General features: G+C 72.9%; 21 protein-coding genes and 1 riboswitch. Of the genes, 11 read left to right on the top strand and 10 right to left on the bottom strand.

Features of this window, described 5'->3' with window-relative positions:
• Positions 1–120: 120 nt before the first annotated feature.
• The 3 genes from AC6CH6_RS15380 to AC6CH6_RS15370 form a co-directional block, all read right to left on the bottom strand.
• Complete coding sequence (locus AC6CH6_RS15380) at positions 121–1,515, bottom strand: MFS transporter (RefSeq protein WP_498255774.1); 1,395 nt, start codon at positions 1,513–1,515, stop codon at positions 121–123.
• Positions 1,516–1,764: 249 nt separating this feature from the next.
• Positions 1,765–2,982 carry a cobalamin-independent methionine synthase II family protein gene (locus AC6CH6_RS15375; protein ID WP_498255773.1) on the bottom strand — a complete coding sequence of 406 codons (1,218 nt, stop codon included), beginning with the start codon at positions 2,980–2,982 and terminating at the stop codon, positions 1,765–1,767.
• Positions 2,983–3,022: 40 nt separating this feature from the next.
• Positions 3,023–4,225, bottom strand: a complete 1,203-nt coding sequence (locus tag AC6CH6_RS15370) for a cobalamin-independent methionine synthase II family protein (protein ID WP_498255772.1) — start codon at positions 4,223–4,225, stop codon at positions 3,023–3,025.
• Positions 4,226–4,238: 13 nt separating this feature from the next.
• A riboswitch (SAM riboswitch) is annotated at positions 4,239–4,342 on the bottom strand.
• A gap of 193 nt (positions 4,343–4,535) precedes the next feature.
• On the opposite strand from AC6CH6_RS15370, the gene AC6CH6_RS15365 reads away from it, so the two are divergent.
• The gene (locus AC6CH6_RS15365; RefSeq protein ID WP_498255771.1) at positions 4,536–5,300 is read left to right on the top strand and encodes a 3-hydroxybutyrate dehydrogenase; all 765 of its coding nucleotides are present in this window, start codon (positions 4,536–4,538) and stop codon (positions 5,298–5,300) included.
• 76 nt (positions 5,301–5,376) lie between these two features.
• Here the strand turns inward: AC6CH6_RS15365 and AC6CH6_RS15360 are convergent, their stop codons facing one another.
• Positions 5,377–6,156 carry an IclR family transcriptional regulator gene (locus AC6CH6_RS15360; protein ID WP_498255770.1) on the bottom strand — a complete coding sequence of 260 codons (780 nt, stop codon included), beginning with the start codon at positions 6,154–6,156 and terminating at the stop codon, positions 5,377–5,379.
• Positions 6,157–6,298: 142 nt separating this feature from the next.
• Here AC6CH6_RS15360 and AC6CH6_RS15355 point away from each other — a divergent pair, with 142 nt between their 5' ends.
• Genes AC6CH6_RS15355 through AC6CH6_RS15345 form a run of 3 tightly spaced genes read left to right on the top strand, consistent with a single transcriptional unit; the run spans position 6,299 to position 8,921 of the window.
• Complete coding sequence (locus AC6CH6_RS15355) at positions 6,299–7,036, top strand: CoA transferase subunit A (protein WP_498255769.1); 738 nt, start codon at positions 6,299–6,301, stop codon at positions 7,034–7,036.
• Positions 7,033–7,734: a CoA transferase subunit B gene (locus tag AC6CH6_RS15350; protein WP_498255768.1), complete on the top strand. Its 702-nt coding sequence runs from the start codon at positions 7,033–7,035 to the stop codon at positions 7,732–7,734. The genes AC6CH6_RS15355 and AC6CH6_RS15350 overlap by 4 nt, the downstream gene beginning before the upstream one ends.
• Complete coding sequence (locus tag AC6CH6_RS15345) at positions 7,731–8,921, top strand: acetyl-CoA C-acetyltransferase (protein ID WP_498255767.1); 1,191 nt, start codon at positions 7,731–7,733, stop codon at positions 8,919–8,921. The genes AC6CH6_RS15350 and AC6CH6_RS15345 overlap by 4 nt, the downstream gene beginning before the upstream one ends.
• A gap of 73 nt (positions 8,922–8,994) precedes the next feature.
• On the opposite strand, the gene AC6CH6_RS15340 is transcribed toward AC6CH6_RS15345, so the two are convergent.
• Both AC6CH6_RS15340 and AC6CH6_RS15335 read right to left on the bottom strand, forming a co-directional pair.
• Complete coding sequence (locus AC6CH6_RS15340; RefSeq protein WP_498255766.1) at positions 8,995–9,912, bottom strand: type IV toxin-antitoxin system AbiEi family antitoxin domain-containing protein; 918 nt, start codon at positions 9,910–9,912, stop codon at positions 8,995–8,997.
• A 306-nt stretch (positions 9,913–10,218) separates the two neighbouring features.
• Positions 10,219–10,806, bottom strand: coding sequence for a MarR family transcriptional regulator (locus AC6CH6_RS15335; protein ID WP_419966497.1), 588 nt, complete (start codon positions 10,804–10,806; stop codon positions 10,219–10,221).
• 97 nt (positions 10,807–10,903) lie between these two features.
• Here AC6CH6_RS15335 and AC6CH6_RS15330 point away from each other — a divergent pair, with 97 nt between their 5' ends.
• The 4 genes from AC6CH6_RS15330 to AC6CH6_RS15315 all read left to right on the top strand — a co-directional run bounded on the left by AC6CH6_RS15330 (position 10,904) and on the right by AC6CH6_RS15315 (position 15,789).
• Positions 10,904–12,130: a homogentisate 1,2-dioxygenase gene (locus AC6CH6_RS15330; RefSeq protein ID WP_498255765.1), complete on the top strand. Its 1,227-nt coding sequence runs from the start codon at positions 10,904–10,906 to the stop codon at positions 12,128–12,130.
• On the top strand, positions 12,127–12,999 hold the full coding sequence (locus tag AC6CH6_RS15325; protein ID WP_498255764.1) for a hypothetical protein: 873 nt from the start codon (positions 12,127–12,129) through the stop codon (positions 12,997–12,999). Before AC6CH6_RS15330 ends, AC6CH6_RS15325 begins: the two co-directional genes overlap by 4 nt.
• A gap of 85 nt (positions 13,000–13,084) precedes the next feature.
• Positions 13,085–14,305: a fumarylacetoacetase gene (gene fahA / locus AC6CH6_RS15320; RefSeq protein ID WP_498255763.1), complete on the top strand. Its 1,221-nt coding sequence runs from the start codon at positions 13,085–13,087 to the stop codon at positions 14,303–14,305.
• Between the two features lie 116 nt (positions 14,306–14,421).
• Entirely contained in the window at positions 14,422–15,789 is a 1,368-nt protein-coding gene (locus tag AC6CH6_RS15315) for a short-chain fatty acid transporter (RefSeq protein WP_133409008.1), read from the top strand.
• A gap of 70 nt (positions 15,790–15,859) precedes the next feature.
• Here AC6CH6_RS15315 and AC6CH6_RS15310 read toward each other — a convergent pair whose 3' ends face one another.
• Together AC6CH6_RS15310 and AC6CH6_RS15305 are read right to left on the bottom strand one after the other, a co-directional pair.
• Positions 15,860–16,153 (bottom strand): hypothetical protein, encoded by a 294-nt coding sequence (locus AC6CH6_RS15310; protein ID WP_498255762.1) that lies wholly within the window; start codon positions 16,151–16,153, stop codon positions 15,860–15,862.
• 213 nt (positions 16,154–16,366) lie between these two features.
• Positions 16,367–17,893 carry a gluconokinase gene (locus AC6CH6_RS15305; protein ID WP_498255761.1) on the bottom strand — a complete coding sequence of 509 codons (1,527 nt, stop codon included), beginning with the start codon at positions 17,891–17,893 and terminating at the stop codon, positions 16,367–16,369.
• Between the two features lie 217 nt (positions 17,894–18,110).
• On the opposite strand from AC6CH6_RS15305, the gene ilvD reads away from it, so the two are divergent.
• The 3 genes from ilvD (at position 18,111) to AC6CH6_RS15290 (ending at position 22,232) form a co-directional block, all read left to right on the top strand.
• Positions 18,111–19,943 (top strand): dihydroxy-acid dehydratase, encoded by a 1,833-nt coding sequence (gene ilvD, locus AC6CH6_RS15300; protein WP_498255760.1) that lies wholly within the window; start codon positions 18,111–18,113, stop codon positions 19,941–19,943.
• 211 nt (positions 19,944–20,154) lie between these two features.
• Positions 20,155–21,639, top strand: coding sequence for an alanine/glycine:cation symporter family protein (locus AC6CH6_RS15295; RefSeq protein WP_498255759.1), 1,485 nt, complete (start codon positions 20,155–20,157; stop codon positions 21,637–21,639).
• A gap of 71 nt (positions 21,640–21,710) precedes the next feature.
• On the top strand, positions 21,711–22,232 hold the full coding sequence (locus AC6CH6_RS15290) for an OsmC family protein (RefSeq protein WP_206063969.1): 522 nt from the start codon (positions 21,711–21,713) through the stop codon (positions 22,230–22,232).
• Positions 22,233–22,298: 66 nt separating this feature from the next.
• Here the strand turns inward: AC6CH6_RS15290 and AC6CH6_RS15285 are convergent, their stop codons facing one another.
• Together AC6CH6_RS15285 and AC6CH6_RS15280 are read right to left on the bottom strand one after the other, a co-directional pair.
• Positions 22,299–22,793 carry a CoA-binding protein gene (locus AC6CH6_RS15285; RefSeq protein ID WP_095649797.1) on the bottom strand — a complete coding sequence of 165 codons (495 nt, stop codon included), beginning with the start codon at positions 22,791–22,793 and terminating at the stop codon, positions 22,299–22,301.
• Positions 22,790–24,202, bottom strand: coding sequence for an O-acetylhomoserine aminocarboxypropyltransferase/cysteine synthase family protein (locus AC6CH6_RS15280; RefSeq protein WP_498255758.1), 1,413 nt, complete (start codon positions 24,200–24,202; stop codon positions 22,790–22,792). The genes AC6CH6_RS15285 and AC6CH6_RS15280 overlap by 4 nt, the downstream gene beginning before the upstream one ends.
• Positions 24,203–24,264: the final 62 nt, after the last annotated feature.

Here is a 24,264-nt window from a genome sequence, read left to right as displayed (position 1 = left end):
GGCTCCGGTGGGAGCCCGGGAGTGGGAGCGGGGTGTGCTCGGAGGGGCCCGCACGAGCGGAGCCGCCCGCCCGCACCCGTGGGTGCCGGCGGGCGGCTCCGTCCTCGGCCGGGGCGGCGCTCAGTCGCGCTGCTTCTCGGCGGCCTGGGCGGCCGCGAGGATCTCGGCGGCCTCGGGGTGGGCGGCGACGTAGTCCTCGTGCACCTCCTCGACGTGCAGGTCGATCTCCTGGATGTCCTTCGGCACCATCGAGACGGCGATGAAGGAGACGATCGCGATGCCGGCGATGTAGACGCCGATCGTCCAGGACATCCCGGTCTCGTTGAGCAGCAGCTGCGCGATCATCGGGGCGAACGCGCCGCCGATGATGGAGCCGAACGCGTAGCCGATCGAGACGCCCGAGTAGCGCACGCGGGCCGGGAACATCTCGGCGTAGAGCGCCGACTGCGGGCCGTAGGACGGGCCGAGGCCCACGGTGAGGATCACGATCGCCAGGGCGAACAGCGGCAGGGACGCGGTGTCCAGCAGGAACCACATCGGCACGGCCCACAGGATGATGATGGCGTAGCCGATCTGGAAGGTGCGCACGCGCCCGATCTTGTCCGAGATCCAGCCGCCGAACATCGTGAAGACGAGCCAGCCCACGCCGCCGATCAGGGAGGCGATGAGGGTCTGCGAGCGCGGCATGCCCAGCACGGTGGAGCCGTAGGAGGCGAAGAACGCGATCACGAGGTAGCCGGCGGCGTTGTTGGCGGCGAAGATCAGGGCCGCGAGGGTGACCGGCTTCTTGTGGTGCTTGAACAGCTGGCCCAGGGGAGCGGAGGACTCCTTCTTGCGCAGCTGCATCTCCTTGAAGACCGGGGACTCGTCGACGGTCTTGCGGATCAGGTAGCCGACCACGATCAGCACCACGGAGGACAGGAACGGGACGCGCCAGCCCCAGGCCTGGAAGTCCTCGGGGGACATCATCGAGGTGAGGGCGAACATGAAGGACGTGGCGAGCAGCATGCCCAGCGGCACGCCGATCTGCGGGTAGGCGCCGAAGAGCCCGCGCTTGTTCCGCGGGGCGTGCTCGACGGACATCAGGGCCGCGCCGCCCCACTCGCCGCCGGCCGAGAAGCCCTGCATGATGCGCAGGAGCACCAGGAAGATCGGGGCCCAGATGCCGATCGTCGCGTAGGTGGGGAGCATGCCGATCAGCATCGTCGCGGCACCCATGCCCACCAGGGTGAGGACCAGGACGATCTTGCGGCCGTACTTGTCGCCGAGGTGGCCGGCGACCACCGCGCCCAGCGGGCGGAACAGGAAGCTGATGCCCAGGGAGGCCCACGCGGCGACCTGGGTCAGACCGATCGGCTCGAAGAAGAGCGGCGCCAGGACGAAGGCCGCGGCCTGGGCGTAGATGAAGAAGTCGTACCACTCGATGGTGGTGCCCACGAGGGTGCCGGCGAGGACCTTGCGCTCCTCGCGCGACATCTCGTGCCGCCCGGCCGGGGCGGAGGATGGGTGCGCCATGGGATCTCCAGGGAATCGGGGACGGCGACGTCCGCGGCGGAACCGAACGCATCATGACCGAACGTTCGGTATTGCATGGTGATACTACGGGCGGAAGTGACGCCTGTCACCCTCCGTACGGAATAATCAAACCATGTACCACCAATGTGACACAGACCACCGGGGATGGAAACCGCCGGGCCCGGCCCTCGCAGGAGGACCGGGCCCGGCGGCGCGGCAGCGGACGTCGAGGACGTCGGGGTCGGCGGCTCAGCGGTAGAGCCGCTCCGTGGCCAGGCGCGCTCCCTCGACGAGGGACTCGAGCTTGGCCCAGGCGATCTGCGGGTGCAGGCGCCCGCCCAGACCGCAGTCGGTCGACGCGACGACGTTCTCGCGGCCCACGACCGAGGCGAACTGCTCGATCCGGTCGGCCACCAGCTCCGGGTGCTCCACCACGTTCGTCGAGTGGGAGACCACACCCGGGATGATCACGCGGCCCTCGGGCAGCGCGTGGTCCTTCCAGACCTTCCACTCGTGGGCGTGCCGGGCGGAGGCGCCCTCGAAGGTGTAGCCGCCGGCGTTGATGGTCAGCATCAGGTCCACGAGGTGCTTCAGCTCGAGGTCCGTGGTGTGCGGGCCGTGCCAGGAGCCCCAGCACAGGTGGAAGCGGACCTGCTCCTCGGGGATCCCCCGCAGCGCGTGGTTGAGCGCCTCGACGCGCAGCCGCGTGAACGCCAGGTAGTCCTCGACCGTGGGCTCGGGGTTGATCTGGTCCCAGGACTCCGCGATGGACGGGTCGTCGATCTGCACGATCAGCCCGGCGTCCGTGATCGCCAGGTACTCCTCGCGCATCGCGTCGGCGCACGCGTAGACGAGCTCCTCGTCGGTCTTGTAGTACTCGTTGGTCACGCGCGCCGCGGAGCCGGGGGAGAGGGCGGCCACGAATCCGGTCCGCGCCCCGGTGGCCGCCATGGCCGCCCTGAGGTTGCGGACGTCCGAGGCCACCGCCTCCTGGCCGGTGTAGGTCAGCGGCCCGGTGATCTTGGGCTGCGTGGTCGAGGAGCGCCCGGTGAGGATGCCCGACGACGGGTCCTCGTACGCCTCCCGGAAGCGCTCGCGGTCCCGGCGGTCCGGGAAGCTCGTGAGCACGATGTGGCCGGGCGAGGATCGCCTCTTCTCCGTGGACGCCCAGCGGTCCTCGTCGGTCGGGGTGAGCCCGCCGAGGCGGGAGAAGGAGTAGTTCCACCAGGCGCCGTAGTCGACCGCGCTGGACATGGTGTGCCCGTACTCGCCGTCGTTGACGACGTCCACGCCGATCTCGCGCTGCCGGCGCACCACGTCCTCGACGCCCACGGCGAGCTCGCCGGTGAGCTGCTCGAACGTGATGGCGCCCTCGGCGTGCCGCCGGTTGGCCTCGAGCAGCCGCGCGGTGCGCGGCAGGGAGCCCACGTGGGTGGTCTGCACGTGGTCGGTGTTCTGCATGGTCATGCGTGTCCTCCTGAGGATCTGCGGGAAGGTCGGGGGCCGGTCAGGACCAGAGCCGGCGGGAGGCGAGCTCGGCCCCGCGGGCGAGGGCCTCGAGCTTCGCCGCGGCGATCTGCGGGTGGATCCGCCCGCCCAGGCCGCAGTCGGTCGAGGCGGTGACGTTCTCGCGGCCCACCTGGCGGGCGAAGCGCTCGATCCGGTCGGCCACCAGCTCCGGGTGCTCCACCACGTTCGTGGCGTGGGAGACGATCCCCGGGATGATGACCTTGCCCTCGGGCAGCTCGTGGTCCTGCCAGACCTTCCACTCGTGCTCGTGCCGGGCGTTGGCGGCCTCGAAGCTGTAGCCGCCGGCCCTGATGGAGAGCATGAGCTCCACCAGGTGCTCGAACCCGAGGTCCGTGGTGTGCGGGCCGTGCCAGGAGCCCCAGCACAGGTGGAAGCGGACCTGCTCCTCCGGGATGCCCTCGAGGGCGTAGTTGAGGGCCTCGACCCGCTTGCGGGTGAACGCGAGGTAGTCCTCCACGCCGGGCTCGGGGTTGACCTGGTCCCAGTTCTCCGCGATGGAGGGGTCGTCGATCTGCACGATCAGCCCGGCGTCGGTGATCGCCCGGTACTCCTCGCGCATCACCTCGGCGCAGGCGGTCAGCACCTCGTCCTCGTCCGCGTAGTGGGTGTTCTCCAGCCGGGCGCACGAGCCCGGGGACAGCGCGGCGAGGTAGCCCTCGCTCGCGCCCGTGGCCTGCAGCCCGGCCTTGAGGTTGCGGATGTCCGCCTCCAGCGCCGCGTGGCCCGTGTACTCCAGCTTCCCGGTGATCCTGGGGAACGGCGCCTGCTTGCCCGTGGTGATGCCCGAGGCGGGGTCCGTGTACGCCTCGTGGAACAGCCGGCGGTCCCGGCGGTCCCCGAAGCTCGTCAGGACCACCCTGCCCGGCGAGGAGCGCTGCGGCTCCTGCTCCCACAGGTCCACGTCGCCGGGGGTCAGGCCCGAGATCCGGGCGAAGATGTAGTGCCACCACGCGCCGTAGTCGACCTCCGCGGCCATGACGTGGCCGTACTCGCCGTCGTTGACCACGTCGATCCCGAGCTCGGCCTGCCGGCGGACCACGTCGACCACCGAGTCCTGCAGGAGCCGGTCGTACTCCGCCCCCGGGACGGCGCCCTTCGCCCGGTTGGCCTCGAGCAGTGCCGGGGTGCGCGGGAGGGATCCGGCGTGGGTCGTGCGGATGCGGTCGGCGCTTCGCAGCATGGGTCGTGCGTCCTTTCCATCGGTCCTGGCGGTAGCACCGGAGGCGGGACGGGGATGCCGTCGCCCGGGTTGCTGCGGCGTCGTCGAGCCAGATCTCTCGGCCGCTCTGGATGGTGACCCTGTCATCCAAGCGCACCCGTGCGCGCTGCGCCATTCGGCGCCCGGATGACGGACATGACGCCGTGTGACGCGACCCGGCGCGCACTCCCGGGAGGAGCTGTCCTTCGCGAACATGGCCTGGATCACATACCGTGGCGGTGATCCGTGCCCCCTCACCCCGCGGGCACGACGGACCAGAGGAAGGACCCCCATGTCCCAGACGCCCCAGCAGCAGGACCTCGAGGGCCGCACGGCGCTCGTCACCGGTGGCGCGAGCGGCATCGGCCTGGCCGCCGCGCGGGCCCTCGCCGGCTCCGGCGCGCACGTGGTCGTGGCCGACGTCGACGAGGCCGGGGCGCAGTGCGTCGCGGACGAACTCGGCGGCCGCGCGTGGGCCGTCGACCTGCTCGACACCGCGGCGCTCGCCGAGCTGAGCCTCGAGGTCGACGTGCTGGTCAACAACGCCGGCATCCAGAAGGTCGCCCCCCTCCAGGAGTTCGACCCCGCGGACTTCCACCGGATCCTGGTGCTGATGCTGGAGTCCCCGTTCCTGCTGGTGCGCGCCGCGCTGCCGCACATGTACGAGCGGGGCTGGGGGCGCGTCATCAACGTCTCCTCCGTGCACGGGCTGCGGGCGTCCCCCTACAAGAGCGCCTACGTCTCGGCGAAGCACGGCCTGGAGGGGCTGTCCAAGACCGTCGCGGTGGAGGGCGCGGCGCACGGGGTGACGAGCAACTGCATCAACCCCGGCTACGTGCGCACCCCGCTCGTCGAGAAGCAGATCGCCGACCAGGCGAGGGTGCACGGGATCCCCGAGTCCGAGGTGGTGGAGCGGATCATGCTCGGCGAGACGCCGATCAAGAAGCTCGTGGACCCGGAGGACGTCGGCAGCCTGGTCGCGTGGCTGGCCGGACCGCACGCGTCCATGGTCACCGGGGCCTCCTACACGATGGACGGCGGCTGGACGGCGCGCTGAGCCCGCCCCGAGCCGCGGCGGCGCACTGCGGCGCCGCGTCCGGCGGCCGGACGGCCCGCCGGGCGGTCCGGGCCGCTCAGCGGTGACCCAGCTCCCGGGAGAGCCGGTGGGCCTCCGTGAGCAGGGCCCGGCCCAGGAGCTGCCGGCGCTCGCCGCTGAACCGGGGCTCGATGCCCGTGAGGCTCAGCGCGTAGACCGGCGCGCCCGTCGCGTCGAAGACCGCGGCGGCCATGCCCCAGCTGCCCTCGACGATCAGCCCCGGGTTCACGGCGAAGCCCTCCCGCCGGACGTCCGCGAGCAGCTCCCGGATCCGCTCGGGCGTGTGCAGCGGGCCCCACTCGGCGCGGGCCCCGGCCGTGGCCGCGAGGACCCGGTCCACCTCCGCGTCCGGGAGGTGGGCCAGGACCGCCAGCCCCGCCGAGGCCACGCCGAGCGGCAGTCGCAGCCCCTCGTAGAGGACGTGGGAGCGGATGGGGAAGGCTCCCTCCACGCGCGCCAGGCAGACGGTCTCGAGCCCCCGGCGGGCCGAGAGGAACGCGCTCTCGCCGGTGGCCTCCGCGAGCCGGCGCAGCGAGGGCCCGGCCAGCTCCCGGATCGGATAGCGGTGGGCCGCCACCGCGCCCAGCACGTACAGCTCGGGGCCCAGCTGCCAGGCCCCGGTCCCGGCGTCGCGGTCCACGAGGCCCTCCTCGGCCAGTCCCGTGAGCAGCCGGTGCACGGTGGGGCGGGTCAGCCCGGTCTCGGCGGCGAGCTCCGCCACCGTGCTGCCCCGTTCCCGCCCCGCGACGGCCCGCAGCAGCTGCCCCACCCGGTGGACCACCTGGGTCCCCCGGCCCGTCGTCCGCTCCTGTCCCATGACTCCACTATATGGACAGTCGGGGGACGAATGGCCGGATGCTGAGGAGAAGCACCGTCATCCCGCCGGATCTGTTGACCGGCATGTGGAGGCTCCCTAGATTGAGTGCTGGGTCACAGTCGGACGAGAGGGAGGGACAAGGGTGTCCAAGGTCAGAGACAACGCCGCCGAGCTGCTGGCGGAGAGCCTGCGGGACGGCATGACGCTCGCCGTGGGCGGGTTCGGGCTGAGCGGGATCCCCCGGGATCTCATCGACGCGGTGCGGGACTCCGGGGTCACCGACCTCACGGTGGTCTCCAACAACATGGGAGTGGACGGCAAGGGCCTCGGCGTCCTGCTCGAGAACCGTCAGGTGAAGAAGGTCCTCGCCTCCTACGTGGGCGAGAACAAGCTGTTCGCCCAGCAGTACCTGGACGGCGAGCTCGAGGTCGAGTTCAACCCCCAGGGCACCCTCGCCGAGCGGCTCCGGGCCGGCGGCGCGGGCATCCCCGCCTTCTACACGAAGACCGGGGTCGGCACCCTCGTGGCCGAGGGCAAGCCGCACGCCGAGTTCGACGGCGAGACCTACGTGCAGGAGCGCGGCATCGTCGCCGACATCGCCCTGGTCCACGCCCACACCGGGGACGCCGACGGCAACCTCGTCTACCGCTACACCGCGCGCAACTTCAACCCGATCGTCGCCACCGCCGGGAAGGTCACCTTCGCCGAGGTCGAGCACGTCGTGGCGGTCGGCGAGATCCACCCCGACCACATCGTGACCCCGGGCGTCTACGTCCAGCACGTCGCGCAGTACAGCGGCGCGCCCAAGGACATCGAGCAGCGCACCGTCCGCCCCCGCCTCGCCGGGCGGGCCACCCAGCAGAACGGAGACCAGGCATGAGCTGGACCCGCGACGAGATGGCGGCGATCGCCGCCGTCGAGCTCTCCGACGGCGACTACGTCAACCTCGGCATCGGCATCCCCACCCTCGTGGCCAACAACCTGCCCGAGGGCGTCGACGTGGTGCTGCAGTCCGAGAACGGCGTGCTCGGCATGGGTCCGTTCCCCTACGAGGGCGACGAGGACCCGGACCTCATCAACGCCGGCAAGCAGACCATCACGCTGCTGCCCGGGGCCTCCATCTTCGACTCCGCCACGTCCTTCGGGATGATCCGCGGCGGCCACGTCAAGATCGCGATCCTCGGCGCCATGCAGGTCTCCGGCACCGGCGACCTCGCCAACTGGATGATCCCCGGCAAGATGGTCAAGGGGATGGGCGGCGCCATGGACCTGGTGGCCGGCACCCCGCGCGTCGTCGTGCTGACCGAGCACGTCACCAAGGACGGCTCCGCCAAGATCAAGACCGAGTGCGACCTCCCGCTCACCGGGGTGCGCGTGGTCGACCGCATCGTCACGGACCTGTGCGTGTTAGACGTCGAGGACGGCGGGCTCGTGCTGCGCAGCCTCGCCCCCGGGGTCACCGAGGACGAGATCCGCGAGAAGACCGAGGCGTCCTTCCGCACGGACCTGCAGGACGTCACCCCCGACACCGTCCCCACCGAGACCGCCGCCGCCGGCGGCGCTGAGGAGAACCGATGAGCACCGCCACCGACGTCGTCGTCCTGTCCGGCGCCCGCACGCCCCAGGGCAAGATCCTGGGCCACCTGGCGTCCTTCACCGCGGCCGAGCTGGGCGCCCACGCCATCCGGGCCGCGCTCGAGCGCGGCGGGATCGCCCCCGAGCAGGTGGACTACGTGCTCATGGGCCACGTCCTGCAGGCCGGCGCCGGGCAGAACCCGGCCCGCCAGGCGGCCGTCACCGCGGGCATCCCGCTGAGCGTGCCCGCCGAGACCGTCAACAAGGTCTGCCTCTCCGGGCTCGTGGCCATCACCAACGCCGCCCGGATGATCCGCGCGGGCGAGGCCGAGATCGTCGTGGCCGGCGGCCAGGAGTCCATGACCAACGCCCCGCACCTCGCGATGGGCGTGCGGCAGGGCAAGAGCTACGGCGACCTCAAGCTCGAGGACGCCGTGGCCAAGGACGGGCTCGTCGACGTCGCCGCGTGCGTGTCCATGGGCTCGCTCACCGAGTCCGGCAACAGCGAGCGCTCGATCTCCCGCGAGGAGCAGGACCAGGTCGCCGCCCGGAGCCACCAGCGCGCGGCCCGCGCCGCGGAGGAGGGCGTCTTCCGCGACGAGATCGCCCCCGTGTCCGTCCCGCAGCGCAAGGGCGACCCGCTGGTCGTCGACACCGACCAGGGCGTGCGCCCCGACTCCAGCGCGGAGTCCATGGCGAGGCTGCGCCCCGCGTTCGCGAAGGACGGCACGATCACCGCCGGCAACTCCTCGCCGCTCTCGGACGGCGCGGCCGCCGTGGTCCTGACCAGCCGGGAGTACGCCGAGCGCCACGGCCTCGCGTACCTGGCCGTGGTCGGTGCCCCGGGCCAGGTGGCCGGGCCCGACACCTCGCTGCACTCCCAGCCGTCCCGGGCGATCGAGGCCGCGCTCGAGCGGGCCGGCTGGTCCGTGCAGGACCTGGACTTCATCGAGATCAACGAGGCGTTCGCGTCCGTGCTGATCCAGTCGTTGCGCGACCTCGACTACTCGGAGGAGAAGGCCAACATCCACGGCGGCGCCGTGGCCGTCGGGCACCCGATCGGCGCCTCCGGGGCCCGGCTGGCGCTGCACGCGGCGTTCGAGCTCTCCCGCCGGGGCTCCGGCCGGGCCGCGGTCTCGCTGTGCGGCGGCGGCGGCCAGGGCGAGGCGCTGCTGCTCTACCGCGACTGACCCGCGTCCCGTCCGCTGACCCGCCGGGGCCCGGGTGACCACGATTTTTCGTGGTCACCCGGGCCCCGGCGGGTCATCCGATGATCCTGAGGTCACGCGCGTCGAGCTCCCTGCGCACGAGAGCCACCAGGTCGTCCGGCCGGTGCACCACGGTGGCCCAGTCCGTCCGCAGGATCCGCCACCCGGCATTGGCGAGGTCCTTCTCCCGCCGCCGCTCCTGCACGAGGACCCGGTCGGTGGGGCCGTGGTCGTAGTACTTGGTGTCGCCGTCGAACTCCAGGAGCAGTCGCTGCACCCGCCACCCGAAGTCCCCGCGGTACAGGCCGTGCGGCGTCCGGATGCGCACCTGCAGCTCCGGCCGGGGCAGTCGCGCGCGAAGCAGCACCAGCCGGGTCAGTGTCTCGCCGGGCGACTCGGAGCGACCGTCGGCGAGGTCGAGCACCCGCCGGGCCCGGCGGCACCCCGGCGCGCCGGCGCGGCGTTCGAGCAGGGCGAGCAGCTCCGCGCGCTCGGTGCCCCGGCGGAGGGCGTGGTCGGCGGTCACCACCGCCTCGCGGAGGGGCAGGGTGGACGCGCAGTCCAGCACGGTGCGGGGCACGGACGTGGCCAGCAGCCCGCCCACCCGGACGACGTGCTCCGGCGGCAGCTCGGCCCAGTGGTGGACGTAGGTCCGGTTGTTCCGGGAACCGCGGCCGGGAGGAGAGACGACGTGCGGTGCCGCCGGTCGGTGCAGCAGGTCCAGGCCGTGGAGCAGGGCCGCCGAGGAGTGCCCGAATACCGGGGCGGTGGCGGCGCGCAGGACCAGGGCGGCGTGCATCTGCCGCAGCCGTCCCTCCGCTCCCAGGTCCCGCCACCAGGACGGTGTCGCGTACACCACCTGCCGGATCCGGAGGAGGTCGCCCCGGCGGACGGCCCGGGTGACGGTGGACGGCGAGAGGCCGAGGTCCTGCAGCGCTTCAAGGGTCAGGAGCCGGCCGGGCAGCGTGGTCATGGGGTCAGGCTCACCGCGGCGGGCCCGCCCGTCCGAGGTTCGGCCCGGCACGGGGACGGTGCCCGGGAAGGGGATGCGTGGGCGCCCGGCGTGCAGTGCGGACGGAGCTCGACGCGCCTGACCCCGGAATGACCCGATGACCCGCCGGGGCCCGGGTGACCAGGAAAAATCGTGGTCACCCGGGCCCCGGCGGGTCATCCGGCGAGAGGGTGGTCAGCGCTGCTGGGCCGCCAGGAGGAGCGCTTCCTGGGCCTCGGCGGTGCGCCGGGGCAGATCTGCGGTCCCGGGGGTGGTCCGCCCGCGGGGCTACTTGCGGGCGCGGGCGCCGATCCGCTCGCGCTGCTCCATGAGCTTCTCCAGCAGCGTCACGAGCGTGTGCTGCTCCTCCTCGGTGAGGGCCTCGGCCCACTGGCTCTCCCGGTCGTTCTGGGCCCGGAACGCCGTGCGGATCTTCTCCTGCCCGGCCTCGGTGAGGTGCAGGGTCACGGACCGGCCGTCGGCGGCGGAGGCCTCGCGCCGGAGCAGGTCCTTGCCGACCAGCGTGCCCGTCAGGTTGGAGACCGCCGCGCGGCTCATCCCCGTGAGGCGGGCGGCCTCGTGGGGGTTGAGGGGACCGGCCACCCAGAGGGCCAGGAGCAGCCGGAAGCTCGACCAGGTCCCGCCGGCGGGGCGGTGGATCGACGACTCGAAGTCGTAGACCGCGGTGGACGAGGACCGGTTGAGCGAGAGGAACACCCGGTTGGCCGCGAGGTCGGCGTCGGGGAACTCCTCGGAGATCCGGCGCTGGGCGGCCTGGACGAAGGACCAGTAGTCGGGCAGCGCGGCGGCGGAGGGCGTCGCGGTGGACGCCTCGGTGGGCGTCGCTGGGGGCTCGGTGCGGTCGGCGAGGGGCATGGCGTCGATTCTAGGGGAGGGGTTGCCCCATATAATACAACGCTTTACTATCTGGGGGAGAGCTGGATCACAGACCGCCACACGCAAGGAGACGGCCATGGCCTACTACCGGCAGCTGGGCCCGGTGCCCCGCCAGCGTCACACCCTGTTCAAGGACGACGAGGGCAGGATCCTCTACGAGGAGCTCATGGGCGAGGAGGGCTTCTCCTCCGACTCGTCGCTGCTCTACCACCGGCACATACCCTCGGCGATCGTCGGGACCCGCCGCTGGGAGCTGCCCGACCAGACCCTGACCCCCAACGACCCGCTGCTGCCGCGGCACCTGAAGCTGCACGAGCTGTTCACCGAGGAGCAGGCCGCCGGGACCGACGCGGTGACCGGCCGCCGGCTGGTGATGGGCAACGCGGACGTGCGGCTCTCCTACGCCTGGGTGGGGAAGACCTCCCCGCTGTACAAGAACGCCGTGGGCGACGAGTGCGTCTACGTGGAGCGCGGCTCCGCCCTGGTGGAGACCCAGTTCGGCCCGCTCGAGGCCGTCGAGGGCGACTACGTCATGATCCCGCGCGCCACGATCCACCGCTGGGTGTTGCGGGAGGGCGAGACGGCCCGGCTCTACTTCGTGGAGGCGAACTCCCACATCACCCCGCCGCACCGCTACCTCTCCAAGTACGGGCAGCTGCTCGAGCACGCCCCCTACTGCGAGCGCGACCTGCACGGTCCCTCCGGCGTGCTCCTGCGGGACGAGACCGACGTGGACGTCTACGTCAAGCACCGCGGCCGCGGCCCCTCGGGCCTGGACGGGACGGTCCACGTCCTGCCGCAGCATCCTTTCGACGTGGTGGGCTGGGACGGGTGCCTCTACCCGTACACCTTCAACATCAAGGACTACATGCCGATCACCGGCAAGGTGCACCAGCCGCCGCCCGTGCACCAGGTCTTCGAGGGGCGCAACTTCGTGATCTGCAACTTCGTGCCCCGGAAGGTCGACTACCACGAGCTGGCCGTCCCGGTGCCCTACTACCACTCGAACGTGGACTCGGACGAGGTCATGTTCTACGTGGACGGGGACTACGAGGCGCGCAAGGGCTCGGGCATCGGCAGGGGGTCGATCTCCCTGCACCCGGGCGGGCACCCGCACGGCCCGCAGCCCGGGGCGATCGAGAAGTCCCTGGGCGTGGAGTACTTCGACGAGACCGCCGTCATGGTCGACACCTTCGCCCCGCTGGAGCTGGGCGAGGCCGGCCTGGCCGGCGACGACGGCAAGTACGTCACGTCCTGGACCCCCGGCCGGGAGTGGACCGGCGGGCTCTGGTCGAACTCGTGAGCGCCGCCCCGACCACGGAGACCGCGGAGCGGCGCGTCCCGGCCCAGTTCGTCGGGTTCTTCGACGACGCCGCGACCTTCCCGCCGGGACTCGCCCCGCTGGAGAAGGCGGTCGCGAACCACGTGGCGCGGTGGGCGGACCCGCTCGTCGCCGCCGTGGGGCCGGCCGTGCTGAAGCTCGACGACCTGCCCGAGGCGCGCCGGATCGCGGCGGGCCTGGACCGTGGGGAGCGCCCGGTGGAGGTCTCCGCCGTGGTCCCGGTCGGGCAGCTGCGGGCGGCGCTGGACGCCGCCCAGCAGATCGGCCCCGAGCTGCGCATGGTCTCGATCGAGCTCAAGACCGACGCCGGGGACCAGGACGTGTGGTCCGCTCAGATCCGCGAGGCCGCCGCCGCACCGGAGATCCCGGTGTACGTCGAGCTGACCGCGGACCAGGTCCGCGGCGGGGCGCTGGAGCTGCTGGAGGGCACCGGGCTGCGCCTGAAGCACCGCACCGGCGGGATCGAGGCGCACCTGTTCCCCAGCCCCGAGCAGCTGGCCGCGGTGCTCACCGAGGCCGTGGCCGCCCGGATCCCGTTCAAGCTCACCGCCGGGCTGCACGAGGCCGTGCGGTACACGAACCCCGCCACGGGGTTCACCCACCACGGCTTCCTCAACATCGCGATGGCCACCGAGGCCGCCCGCGCCCACGAGCCCGCCGAGCGGGTGGCACGGCTGCTCACCGAGACCGACCCGGCACCGCTCGTCGAGCTCGCCCGGGCCTCCGACGGGTCCTGGCGCGGCTCCTTCACGTCCTTCGGGACGTGCAGCGTGGGCGAGCCCGCCGCGAGCCTCGAGCGCCTCGGCCTCTTCCCGCACGGCCTCACCTGACACCGCGCCCTCCCGCCCCGCGACCACCGGGGCGGGAGGGCGCCGCCGTCGCCACCGTTCCCCCACGTCCAAGGAGATCCACCCCGTGAGCACCGCCGCCGACCGCTTCGCCGCCGAGGGCTTCGGCCCCGAGAACCTGTCCTACTCCTCCTTCTCGCCCACCGGCGGGGACCCGCGCCTGGGGGTGCGCCTGGGGGACCGGGCGATCGACGTCGCCGCCCTGGCCGCCACGGTGGAGGGGCTCGACGACGCCGCGCGCACGGCGGTGTCGGCCCCGAACCTGGACGCGCTGCTCGCGGCCGGCCACGGGACCTGGACCGCGCTGCGGGCGTGGCTCGTCGAGGTCGTGACCGCCGACGGGCTCGCGGACACGGTGGAGGCCGCCTCCCACCCGGTGGACGGGATCACCCTGCACATGCCGTTCACGGTGGCCGACTACGTCGACTACTACGCCTCCGAGCACCACGCCTCCAACGTGGGGAAGATGTTCCGTCCGGACCAGGCCCCGCTGCTGCCCAACTGGAAGCACCTGCCCGTGGGCTACCACGGCCGGGCCGGCACCGTGATCCCCTCCGGCAAGGACTTCCCCCGGCCCAAGGGCCTGCGCCCCGAGCAGGACGGGCCGCCCAGCTTCGGCCCCTCCCGCCGCCTGGACATCGAGGCGGAGCTCGGCTTCGTCCTCGGCGGGGCGGCCCCGGCCGGAGAGGTCTCCCTGGAGCAGGCGGCCACCGAGCACCTCTTCGGGGTGGTGCTGTTCAACGACTGGTCCGCCCGCGACATCCAGGCCTACGAGTACGTCCCCCTGGGCCCCTACCTGGGCAAGTCCTTCGCGTCCTCGATCTCGCTGTGGGTCGTGCCCTGGCAGGCCCTGTCCGCGGCCCGCGTGGCGCCCCCGGCGCGCGAGCACGAGCTCGCCCCCTACCTCGACGACGAGGGCAAGGAGCCGTGGGGGCTGGACATCACCCTGGGCGTGAGCGTGGACGGCCGGACCGTCTCGCACCCCCCGGCGTCCACCCTGTACTGGACCGCACCCCAGATGGTCGCCCACATGAGCGTCAACGGCGCGTCCCTGCGCCCGGGGGACTTCTTCGGCTCCGGCACCGTCTCCGGCCCGGAGAAGGACCAGCGCGGGTCCTTCCTGGAGCTCTCCTGGGGCGGCAAGGAGCCGTTCGCCCTGCCCGGCGGCACCGAGATGACGTTCCTGGCCGACGGCCAGAGCGTGACCCTCACCGGCACCGCGCCCGGCCCCGGCGGCTCCGTCATCGACTTCGGCGAGTGCACCGCCACGATCCTGCCCGCCACCTGAATACTGGTCCCGTCCCCCGCCGGTGACCACGATCACCCCCGCCGAGCCCGCCGCGCCGCGGCCGGCGGGGGAGGGCGTGGTCGCCCGCGCGCCCGCCGACAGCAGGAGTCCCCGCCATGAGCACCGGCACCCGTGAACCCGCGATCGCCCGGGCGATGCGACCCGTCAACTCGGTCGTCGAGAAGTACATCCCGTCCGCGCTGAACTTCGCCATCCTGCTGAGCGTCGCCGTCGGGCTCATGGCCCTGCTGCTCACCGACGCCGGACCCGCCGACGTGCTGCGCGGCTGGGGCGAGGGGCTCGCCGGGCTGCTCGCGTTCATGACGCAGATGGCGCTGATCCTGCTGCTGGGCCACGCCCTCGCCAACACCCGTCCCGTGCGCCGGCTGCTCGGCGCCCTGGCGCAGGTGCCCCGGACGCCCCTCCAGGCGTACGTGTTCGTGTTCCTGGTCGCGGCGGTCGCCTCCCTCATCACGTGGGGGCTCGGCCTCGTCGTCGGCGCCCTGCTCGCCCGCGACGTCGCCGCCGCGGGGGACCGCCGCGGCCTGGAGCTGAGCTTCCCGATGCTCGTGGCCTCCGGGTTCTCCGGGTTCGTGGTCTGGCACATGGGCTACTCCGGGTCCGGGCCGCTCACCGCGGCCACCCCGGGCTCCTTCATCGAGGAGCAGCTCGGACGCACCGTGCCCATCACCGAGACCACGTTCTCCGCCTGGAACCTCACCGCCGTCGTCGCCACCGTGGTCCTCGTCGCGCTGGCCCTGTGGCTCATCGCGCCCCGGGCCGTGGACCCCGCCCACCGGATGACCGCCGCCGCCCTCGCCGCCTCGGAGCAGACGGTCACCGAGGAGGAGGTCGTCACCCCCGCCGACCGGCTCGACGCCAGCCGGGCCCCCACCCTGGTCGTGGGGCTGGCGCTCGCCGGCTACCTGGTGCTGCACTTCGCCGAGGGCGGGACGGTGACGCTCGACGTCGTGAACTGGATGTTCCTGGGCCTGATCTTCCTGCTCGCGCGCAACGCCTTCGAGGTCATGGCGCTGATCAAGAACGCCGCCGCGAACGTGGGCGACATCCTCCTGCAGTTCCCGCTCTACGCCGGGATCATGGGGATGATGGCGGCGACCGGCCTGATCCAGGTGCTCTCCGACTCGGTCGTGGCCGTCGCCACGCCCCAGACGCTGGGGCTGCTCGCGTTCCTCTCGGCGGGGCTCGTGAACTTCTTCGTCCCCTCCGGCGGCGGGCAGGTGGCCGTGCAGGCCCCGATCCTGCTGGACGCCGGCGCCCGCCTCGACGTGGACCCGGCCGTGGTGATCATGGCGATCTCCTACGGCGACCAGTGGACCAACATGATCCAGCCGTTCTGGGCGCTGCCGCTGCTGGCCATCGCCGGGCTCAAGATCCGCGACATCCTGGGCTACACCACCGTGGTGCTCGTGGTCTCGGGCCTGGTGTTCGGGGCGACCCTGCTGCTCGTCGGCGCGGGCTGAGCCGGCCTCGGCCCGCGCCGACGGCTCCGTGCCGCCGGCTCCGTGCCGCAGCGGCCGGGGGGCGAGGCGTTCAAGCGGTGCGCTCCGGGGTGCCGTGGCCGGTGCCGTGGCGCAGGAGGTCGGCGCTCGAGGGCACGCGCGGGTGGTACCGGCGGTCGAGGAGGGTGTTGGCCGCCCAGCTCAGCAGGTCCCGCTCGCGGACCGGCAGGTCCAGGCACTGGTGCAGGTACGCGCTGACCTCGAGCTCGTCGGCCGTCCCGCCCAGGTACAGGTAGCGGACCCAGAGCCGGCGGTGCCCGATCGACGCCCGCTCGAGCGCCCGGTGCAGTCCGACGGCCTGTTCCCGGCCCAGGGAGTCCTCCATCGTGGTTCCTTCCGTGCGGTGCGGGGGTACGGGGGTAGGGGGTGCGGAAGCAGGGTGCTCGAGCTCCGGAGGGAGCACGCACCCGCACCCACAGGCTCCACGGTAGGAAAGCGGCCGTGCCGGGGCCACGGTATTAGCGGAGGTACACCATTGTGTCCGAGTGTGAGGGAACGCCCGGCCGGCACCCAGGCGACGCCAAGCAGTCCGGCCGGGTCAGGAGCCGACGACCGCCCCGTAGAGCTCCTCGAAGCGCGCGCGCGCGGCACGGTAGTGCTCCGCGCGTCCGGGCACCGGCCGGTGCTCCGGCCCGCAGGGCGGGGAGGCCCGCGCCACGTCCGGGGCGAGGCTCTCGAGGGCGAGCAGGGCGGTGCCGCGCAGGGTCGCCCGCTTGAACTCGGCCCGCGCCACCGGCTTGCCGAGGGCGTCGGCGAGCAGCTGCAGCAGCTCCGGCACGTCCTGCGACGCGCTGCCGGAGGCCACCACGCGGTCCACGCCGCCGGCGGCGTCCTCGAGCTGCTCGGCCACCCGGGCGTACGAGACCGCGACGCCCTCGAGCACCCCGCGGGCCAGGTCGGCCCCGGTGCTCGAGGCCGAGACGCCGGCGAACACCGCCCGGGCGCCGCCGGCCCAGCCCGTCGAGCGCTCGCCCGTGAAGAACGGCAGGACCACGGGGGTGGATCCGGACACGTCCGCGGCGGCGACGTCCGCGAGCGTGGTGCCCTCCGGCAGGGCCACCGTGCGCTCGAGCCAGGCGAGCGCCCGGCCGACGTCGTTGAGGGCGCCGCCCAGCAGGCACCGTGCCCCGTCGACGCGGTAGCACCACAGTCCCGTCGGCACCCGCTCGGGGATCCGGTGCAGCAGGACGCGTGCGGCCCCCGAGGTGGCGGTGGAGACGACCATCGTCGAGGCGTCGGTGCCGCCCGTGCCGAGGTTCGCGCTCAGCCCGTCGGCCACCGGCGCGAACCAGGCCGCGCCCTCGAGGACCGGCCAGCGCTCGGCCACGGACGCGGCGACGTCCGGGATCGGCTCGTGCGGGTCGGCGAGCGGGTTGAACTGCTCCGCGTCCAGCCCGCAGGCCAGGAGCAGGGGCTCGTCCCACCGGCCCGTGCGGCGGTCCAGCATCCCGGTCCACGCGGCCGTGGCGGTCCCGGCGCGCGCGGTGCCCAGCAGGCGCAGGTGCACGTACTCGCCCAGGGACATCCACCGCCGGACCCGCCCCCACGCCTCCGGGTCCGTCTCCCGGAGCCACCGCAGCCGCGGGGCCAGGTACGAGGTGTGCAGGCGGGCGCCGGTGCGCTGCAGGGCGGCGGGCTCGTCGAGCTCGCCGCGCAGCCCGGCCAGCTGCTCGGCGCACCGGGAGTCGGCGTAGGTGAAGCACGTGGTGACCGCGCCGCCGTCGGCCCCGACGCCGACCAGCGAGGACGCGAAGGTGTCCAGGGCGACGCCCGCGACCCGGCCGGCCAGCGCGGGGTCGGCCAGGACGAGGTCGAGGACCGCCGCGAGCTCCTCCGTCACCTGGTCGGGGTCGATCACGGAGGTCCCGTCCGCCGCGGTGGTGAACTCGTGCTCGATCTTGTGCCGGTAGCCCCGCACAGGGGTCCCCGTGGCGTCGTGCAGACCGCCCCGGCTGCCCGTGGAGCCGACGTCCAGGGCCATCACCAGCGGGTCGAGGGCCTCGCGCAGGTCCACGCTGAACGCGGCGCCGTCGTCCGGCCGTGGGGGCGTCGGGTGGTGGCTCATGGTCGGCTCCTCCTGGGGACTGCGCGGCTGGCCCCAGTGTAGGAGGCGGCGCGGAGCGACGGTCACATCGTGAGACGCGAGTCCGCCCACCAGGACGTTGCGGTCGAAAAGCGTATTCTGGACGGCGGACCGCCGGCGGCCGGCCCGGGTGCCACACGGCCCGTGCGCCGCCCGCCCCGCCACCGGACATCCCCGACCGAGGAGACCCAGCTCCGCCATGCCCCACCTCCGCTCCCGCACCTCGACCCACGGCCGCAACATGGCCGGCGCCCGCGCCCTGTGGCGCGCCACCGGCATGGGCGACGACGACTTCGGGAAGCCGATCGTCGCGATCGCGAACTCCTACACGCAGTTCGTGCCGGGCCACGTGCACCTCAAGGACATGGGCGACCTCGTGGCCTCCGCGATCCGGGAGGCGGGGGGCGTGGCCAAGGAGTTCAACACCATCGCGGTCGACGACGGCATCGCGATGGGCCACGACGGCATGCTCTACTCCCTGCCCTCCCGCGACATCATCGCGGACTCCGTGGAGTACATGGTCAACGCCCACCGGGCCGACGCCCTGGTCTGCATCTCCAACTGCGACAAGATCACGCCGGGCATGCTGCTGGCCGCGCTGCGGCTGAACATCCCGGTGGTCTTCGTCTCCGGCGGGCCCATGGAGTCCGGCGAGGCCGTCGAGGGCGTCGTGGAGCACCGCCTGGACCTCGTGGACGCGATGTCCATGGCCGTCGACGAGTCCGTCACCGACGAGCAGCTGGGCCAGATCGAGCGCAACGCCTGCCCCACCTGCGGGTCCTGCTCGGGCATGTTCACCGCCAACTCCATGAACTGCCTCACCGAGGCCCTCGGCCTGTCCCTGCCCGGCAACGGCACCACGCTGGCCACCCAGGTGGCCCGCAAGGAGCTCTTCCTCGAGGCCGGCCGCCGGGTGGTGGACCTGTGCTGCCGGTACTACGAGCAGGACGACGAGTCCGTGCTCCCGCGCAACATCGCCACCAAGGCCGCGTTCGAGAACGCCATGGCCCTGGACATCGCCATGGGCGGGTCCACCAACACGATCCTGCACATCCTCGCCGCGGCCCAGGAGGGCGAGGTCGACTTCACCCTCCCGGACATCGACGCGCTGTCCCGCCGGGTGCCCTGCCTGTGCAAGGTCGCGCCGAACTCCACCCGGTTCCACATCGAGCACGTGCACCGCGCCGGCGGGATCCCCGCGCTCCTCGGCGAGCTGCGCCGCGCGGGCCTGCTCAACGAGGACGTGCACGCGGTGCACGCCCCGGACCTCGGCACCTGGCTGGACGAGTGGGACGTCCGCAGCGGCCGGTCCTCGGAGCGCGCCCGGGCGCTCTTCCACGCCGCGCCCGGCGGCGTGCGCACCACGCAGGCGTTCTCCACGGCCAACAAGTTCGAGTCCCTCGACCTCGACGGCGAGGACGGCTGCATCCGCTCGGTGGAGCACGCCTACACGCGGGACGGCGGCCTGGCGATCCTCTACGGCAACATCGCCGAGGACGGGGCGGTCATCAAGACCGCCGGCATCGACGAGGAGCTGTTCCACTTCGTGGGCAGGGCCTTCGTGGTCGAGTCCCAGGACGAGGCCGTCTTCGAGATCCTGTCCAAGAACGTGGAGCCCGGCGACATCGTGGTCATCACCCACGAGGGCCCCAAGGGCGGTCCGGGCATGCAGGAGATGCTCTACCCGACCTCCTACCTCAAGGGTCTCGGCCTCGGCCGGGAGTGCGCGCTCATCACCGACGGCCGCTTCTCCGGCGGCACCTCCGGCCTCTCGATCGGGCACATCTCCCCGGAGGCCGCCGCCGGCGGCGCCGTGGGCCTCATCGAGACCGGCGACGAGATCGAGATCGACGTCGCCCGGCGCGTGCTGCGCGTGAACGTGGACGACGCGACGCTGGCCGCCCGGCGGCAGGCCAGGGGGCCGGCCCCGTGGTACCCCACGAAGCCGCGCGAGCGCCAGGTCTCCAAGGCCCTGCGCGCCTACGCCTCGATGGTCACCTCCGCGGACAAGGGCGCCGTGCGCGTGATCTGACCCGCTCCGGCCGCTCCGCGGGATCGCGACCGGCGGCGACCCGGCCCGTGCCGGTCGCCGCCGGCCGTGATCGCAGGGCCCGCGGGGCATCGAGACGCGGGTCACTTCCACTAGAGTTCCGTCGGGGCGCGCAACCGCTGCGCCCGGTCGTTCACGCGGGCCCCGCAGACCCCACGCCGGGGACCCGCGTCCGTCACAGTTCGGAGCTGCAATGGAACTCGTCACCGATCTCGTGGGCACCCTCGGCGGCTGGGTGTGGAACGTGGTCTTCGCCATCCTCATCGGGGTGGGCCTCTACCTGACCGTCCGCACCGGCGTGGTGCAGCTGCGGCTGGTCCCGGAGATGTTCCGGGTGCTCAACGACAAGCCCGGTCTGGCCGAGGACGGCCAGAAGGGCATCTCCGCGTTCCGGGCCTTCACCGTCTCCGCCGCGTCCCGGGTGGGCACCGGAAACATCGCCGGCGTCGCGATCGCCATCAGCCTGGGCGGGCCGGGCGCCGTGTTCTGGATGTGGGTGATCGCCGGCATCGGCGCGGCCAGCGCGTTCACGGAGTCCCTGCTGGGCCAGCTCTACAAGATCAAGGCGCCCACCGGCTACGTGGGCGGGCCCGCCTACTACATGGAGCGCGGCCTCGGCGCGCGCTGGATGGGGCTGCTCTTCGCGGTCGTCATCACCCTCACCTACGGGTTCGTGTTCAACTCCGTGCAGTCCAACTCGATCGTGGACGCGCTCGGCGGCTCCCTCGGCGTGGACATCGCCGCGGCGGAGGCCCTGTGGTTCCGGATCCTGGTCGGCGCCGTGCTCGTGGGGCTGACCGCTGCGATCATCTTCGGCGGCATCCGCCGGATCTCCGCGGTCTCCGAGATCGTCGTCCCGATCATGGCGGTGCTCTACCTCCTGCTGGGCCTGCTCGTGGTCTTCCTGAACCTCGGCGAGGTCCCCGCCGTGCTCGGCCAGATCCTCGAGGGGGCCTTCGGCATCCGCGAGTTCGTCACCGGCGGGCTGATCGGCGTCATCATCCAGGGCATGAAGCGCGGCCTGTTCTCCAACGAGGCCGGCATGGGGTCGGCCCCCAACGCCGGCGCCACCGCGTCCGTGTCCCACCCGGCGAAGCAGGGCTTCCTGCAGGCGCTCGGCGTGTACTTCGACACCTGGCTGATCTGCTCGATCACCGCGTTCATCGTGCTCCTCTCCAACCCCGAGTTCGGCGGCCGGGAGGGCGCGTCCCTGACCCAGTCCGCGCTGGCCCTGCAGCTGGGCAGCTGGGCGGTGCACTTCCTGACCGTGGCGATCTTCCTGTTCGCGTTCACGTCCGTGATCGGCAACTACTACTACGGCGAGTCCAACGTCCGCTTCCTCACGGGCTCGCCCGCGGCGATGACCGCCTACCGCGTGCTCGTGCTGGTGTTCGTCTTCGGCGGCGCCGTGCTGGCCCTGGACCTCGTCTGGTCCCTGGCCGACCTCTTCATGGCGGTCATGGCCACCATCAACCTGGTGGCCCTGGTCCTGCTCGCCGGCGTGGCCGTCCGGGTGCTCCGGAACTACGAGGCCCAGCGCAAGCAGGGGCTCGAGCCGATCTTCCACAGCGGCGACGTCCCGGGCCTGTCCGGGCTCGGCGCGTGGGACGGCACCGACGTGGTGACCACCCGCGGCTACTGGGACGAGCTGGCGCAGAAGCCCACGAGGACCCGCTGACGGGCACGGAGCAGCAGGCCGGGGCCGGGACCGCGTGGCGGCCCCGGCCCCGGCCCATCTACAGTGAGGCCATGGAATCTCGTACGGACATCGACGCCTCGGCCCTGCGGCAGCTGCAGGCCCCCCTCAAGGAACGCTACCGGGAGCACCCCGAGGAGGCCCGCACGCCCCTGCGCGCCCGCGGCGACTTCCGCGACCCCGGGCTCACGAGCACCGTCGACACGTGGGCCGGGCCGGTGCGGGCCGGCCTGCACGCCGCCACCGGCGGTGACGGCAGCGACGCCTGCTCCGGTGACATGCTCCTCGACGCGCTCGCGGCCTGCGCGGGCGTGACCCTGCGCAGCGTGGCGACGGCCATGGGCGTGCCGATCCGGTCGGCCGAGCTCCGCGCGGAGGGCATGTTCGACGCCCGCGGGACGCTGGGCCTGGACCGGTCCGTGGCCGTGGGGGTCCAGGACGTCGTCCTCACCGTCCGCCTCGACACCGACGCCGACGACGCCACCCTCCAGCGGCTGGCCAAGTCGACCGAGCGGTACTGCGTGGTCAGCCAGAGCCTGAACGCGGACGTGGCGTTCGTCGTCGAGCGCGTGTAGCGGCCGCACCCTCGCCGGACGCGGAACGGCTCCGTGCGCCTCAGGGCGCACGGAGCCGTTCCGCGTTCAGGACAGGACCTGGCGCTTCGACGAGATGACCCCGGTGTTGAAGCCGGCCAGGTGGAGCCCGCCGTGGAAGCGGGCGTGCTCGATCTTCAGGCAGCGGTCCATGACCACGGAGAGCCCGCCCTCCTCGGCGATCCGGGCGGCCTCCTCGTGCCAGGACCCCAGCTGCAGCCACAGGGTCCTCGCCCCGACGGCCACGGCCTCGCGGGCCACGCCGGGGAGGTCGTCGTGGCGCCGGAACGCGTCGACGACGTCGGGCGTCTCCGGCAGGTCCGCGAGGGACGGGTAGACGGGCCGGCCCATGATCTCCCGCAGCGCCGGGTTGACAAAGTACACCCGGTACGGCGAGGAGGACAGCAGGTAGGTCGAGACGAAGTAGGAGGCGCGGGACGGCTTGTCGGACGCCCCCACGACGGCGATCGACTCGGTGCCGTGCAGGATGCTCAGCCGCTCGGGCGCGCTCGGCCCCGTCCACGTGCGGGTCTCGGCGGTCATCGGAGCGCTCCTTCGGTCGTGACGTCGGCAGCGGCGGTGTCGTCGGCGGCGTCGGCGGCGGTGGCGCCGGCCGGGGCGCCGGCCGCGCGGCCGGGGGTCTCCCGGGGCAGGCCGGTGGCCGCCGTGAGGGCCTGGTCGAGGTCCCAGAGGATGTCCTCGACGTCCTCGAGGCCCACCGACAGGCGGATGAGGTCCTCCCGCACCCCCGCGCCGACCAGCTGCTCGGCGCTAAGCTGCTGGTGCGTGGTGGAGGCGGGGTGCAGGACGAGGGTGCGGGCGTCGCCGATGTTGGCGAGGTGGCTGGCCAGCTGCAGGTTCTCGATGAAGCGCGCGCCGACCTCCCGCCCTCCGAGCCGGTCCGTGGGGGAGACCCCGAACGCGAACACGGAGCCCGGGCCGAGGGGCAGGTACCGCCGGGCCCGCTCGTGGTGGGGGTGGCTCGGCAGCCCGGCCCAGTTGACGTAGGAGACCCGGGGGTCCTCCTCCAGCCACCGCGCGACGGCCCGCGCGTTGGCCAGGTGCGCGTCCATGCGCTGCGGCAGCGTCTCCACGCCCTGGAGCAGGTTCCAGGCGGACTGGGGCGCCAGGGCGGGGCCGATGTCCCGCAGCTGCTCGGTGCGCAGCCGGGTCAGGAATCCGTACTCCCCGAAGTTCCCCCACCAGGTGACGTCGTTGTACGTGGGCACCGGCTCCGTCATGGACGGGAAGTTGCCGTTCGCCCAGTCGAAGCGGCCGGACTCGACGACGACGCCGCCCAGCGTGGTGCCGTGCCCGCCCAGGAACTTGGTCGCCGAGTGGATGACGATGTCCGCCCCGTGCTCGATCGGGCGGACCAGGTACGGCGGGGTCATGGTCGAGTCGACGACCAGCGGCACGCCGGCCTCGTGCGCGACCGCCGCCAGGCCCTCCAGGTCCGCGACGTCGCCGGAGGGGTTGGCCACGACCTCCGTGTAGACGGCCTTGGTGCCCGGGCGCACCGCCGCCCGGTAGTCGGCGGGGTCGGTGCCGGGGACGAACGTGGTCTCGATCCCGAAGCGGCGCAGGGTGACGTCCAGCTGGGTGACCGTGCCCCCGTAGAGCTGGGCGGAGGCCACGATGTGGTCCCCGGCCTGGGCGAGCGCGGCGAACACGAGGAACTCGGCGGACATGCCGGAGGCGGTGGCCACGGCGCCGATGCCGCCCTCGAGGGACGCGATGCGCTCCTCGAACGCCGCGACGGTCGGGTTGCCGATGCGGGAGTAGATGTTGCCGTACTTCTGCAGGGCGAACAGGTTGGCGGCGTCGTCGGCGTCCTTGAAGACGAACGAGGTGGTCTGGTAGATCGGGACCGCGCGGGCGCCGTGCTCGGCGTCGGGGGTGCCCCCGGCGTGCAGGGCGCGGGTGCGGAACCCGAACTGGTGGTCGGCCATGGGGAAGCTCCTCGTGCGAGTGGTGCCGCTGGACGGTCCCGGGCGTCAGGAGGGTCCCGGCG

This window comes from Kocuria sp. GQ42, assembly GCF_059758435.1.
The sequence above is the reverse complement of the archived record's forward strand: the minus strand, read 5'-3'. Positions and strand labels throughout refer to the sequence as shown.

What these genes read in the sequence shown, in the direction of transcription:
- AC6CH6_RS15365 (WP_498255771.1), top strand. Translation starts at nt 4,536, where the DNA reads ATGTCCCAGACGCCCCAGCAGCAGGACCTCGAGGGCCGCACGGCGCTC.
- AC6CH6_RS15335 (WP_419966497.1), bottom strand. Translation starts at nt 10,806, where the DNA reads ATGCCCCTCGCCGACCGCACCGAGCCCCCAGCGACGCCCACCGAGGCG.
- AC6CH6_RS15380 (WP_498255774.1), bottom strand. Translation starts at nt 1,515, where the DNA reads ATGGCGCACCCATCCTCCGCCCCGGCCGGGCGGCACGAGATGTCGCGC.
- AC6CH6_RS15305 (WP_498255761.1), bottom strand. Translation starts at nt 17,893, where the DNA reads ATGAGCCACCACCCGACGCCCCCACGGCCGGACGACGGCGCCGCGTTC.
- AC6CH6_RS15360 (WP_498255770.1), bottom strand. Translation starts at nt 6,156, where the DNA reads ATGGGACAGGAGCGGACGACGGGCCGGGGGACCCAGGTGGTCCACCGG.
- AC6CH6_RS15345 (WP_498255767.1), top strand. Translation starts at nt 7,731, where the DNA reads ATGAGCACCGCCACCGACGTCGTCGTCCTGTCCGGCGCCCGCACGCCC.
- AC6CH6_RS15290 (WP_206063969.1), top strand. Translation starts at nt 21,711, where the DNA reads ATGGAATCTCGTACGGACATCGACGCCTCGGCCCTGCGGCAGCTGCAG.
- AC6CH6_RS15315 (WP_133409008.1), top strand. Translation starts at nt 14,422, where the DNA reads ATGAGCACCGGCACCCGTGAACCCGCGATCGCCCGGGCGATGCGACCC.
- AC6CH6_RS15280 (WP_498255758.1), bottom strand. Translation starts at nt 24,202, where the DNA reads ATGGCCGACCACCAGTTCGGGTTCCGCACCCGCGCCCTGCACGCCGGG.
- AC6CH6_RS15330 (WP_498255765.1), top strand. Translation starts at nt 10,904, where the DNA reads ATGGCCTACTACCGGCAGCTGGGCCCGGTGCCCCGCCAGCGTCACACC.
- AC6CH6_RS15295 (WP_498255759.1), top strand. Translation starts at nt 20,155, where the DNA reads ATGGAACTCGTCACCGATCTCGTGGGCACCCTCGGCGGCTGGGTGTGG.
- AC6CH6_RS15310 (WP_498255762.1), bottom strand. Translation starts at nt 16,153, where the DNA reads ATGGAGGACTCCCTGGGCCGGGAACAGGCCGTCGGACTGCACCGGGCG.
- AC6CH6_RS15285 (WP_095649797.1), bottom strand. Translation starts at nt 22,793, where the DNA reads ATGACCGCCGAGACCCGCACGTGGACGGGGCCGAGCGCGCCCGAGCGG.
- AC6CH6_RS15375 (WP_498255773.1), bottom strand. Translation starts at nt 2,982, where the DNA reads ATGACCATGCAGAACACCGACCACGTGCAGACCACCCACGTGGGCTCC.
- AC6CH6_RS15370 (WP_498255772.1), bottom strand. Translation starts at nt 4,225, where the DNA reads ATGCTGCGAAGCGCCGACCGCATCCGCACGACCCACGCCGGATCCCTC.
- ilvD (WP_498255760.1), top strand. Translation starts at nt 18,111, where the DNA reads ATGCCCCACCTCCGCTCCCGCACCTCGACCCACGGCCGCAACATGGCC.
- AC6CH6_RS15340 (WP_498255766.1), bottom strand. Translation starts at nt 9,912, where the DNA reads ATGACCACGCTGCCCGGCCGGCTCCTGACCCTTGAAGCGCTGCAGGAC.
- AC6CH6_RS15350 (WP_498255768.1), top strand. Translation starts at nt 7,033, where the DNA reads ATGAGCTGGACCCGCGACGAGATGGCGGCGATCGCCGCCGTCGAGCTC.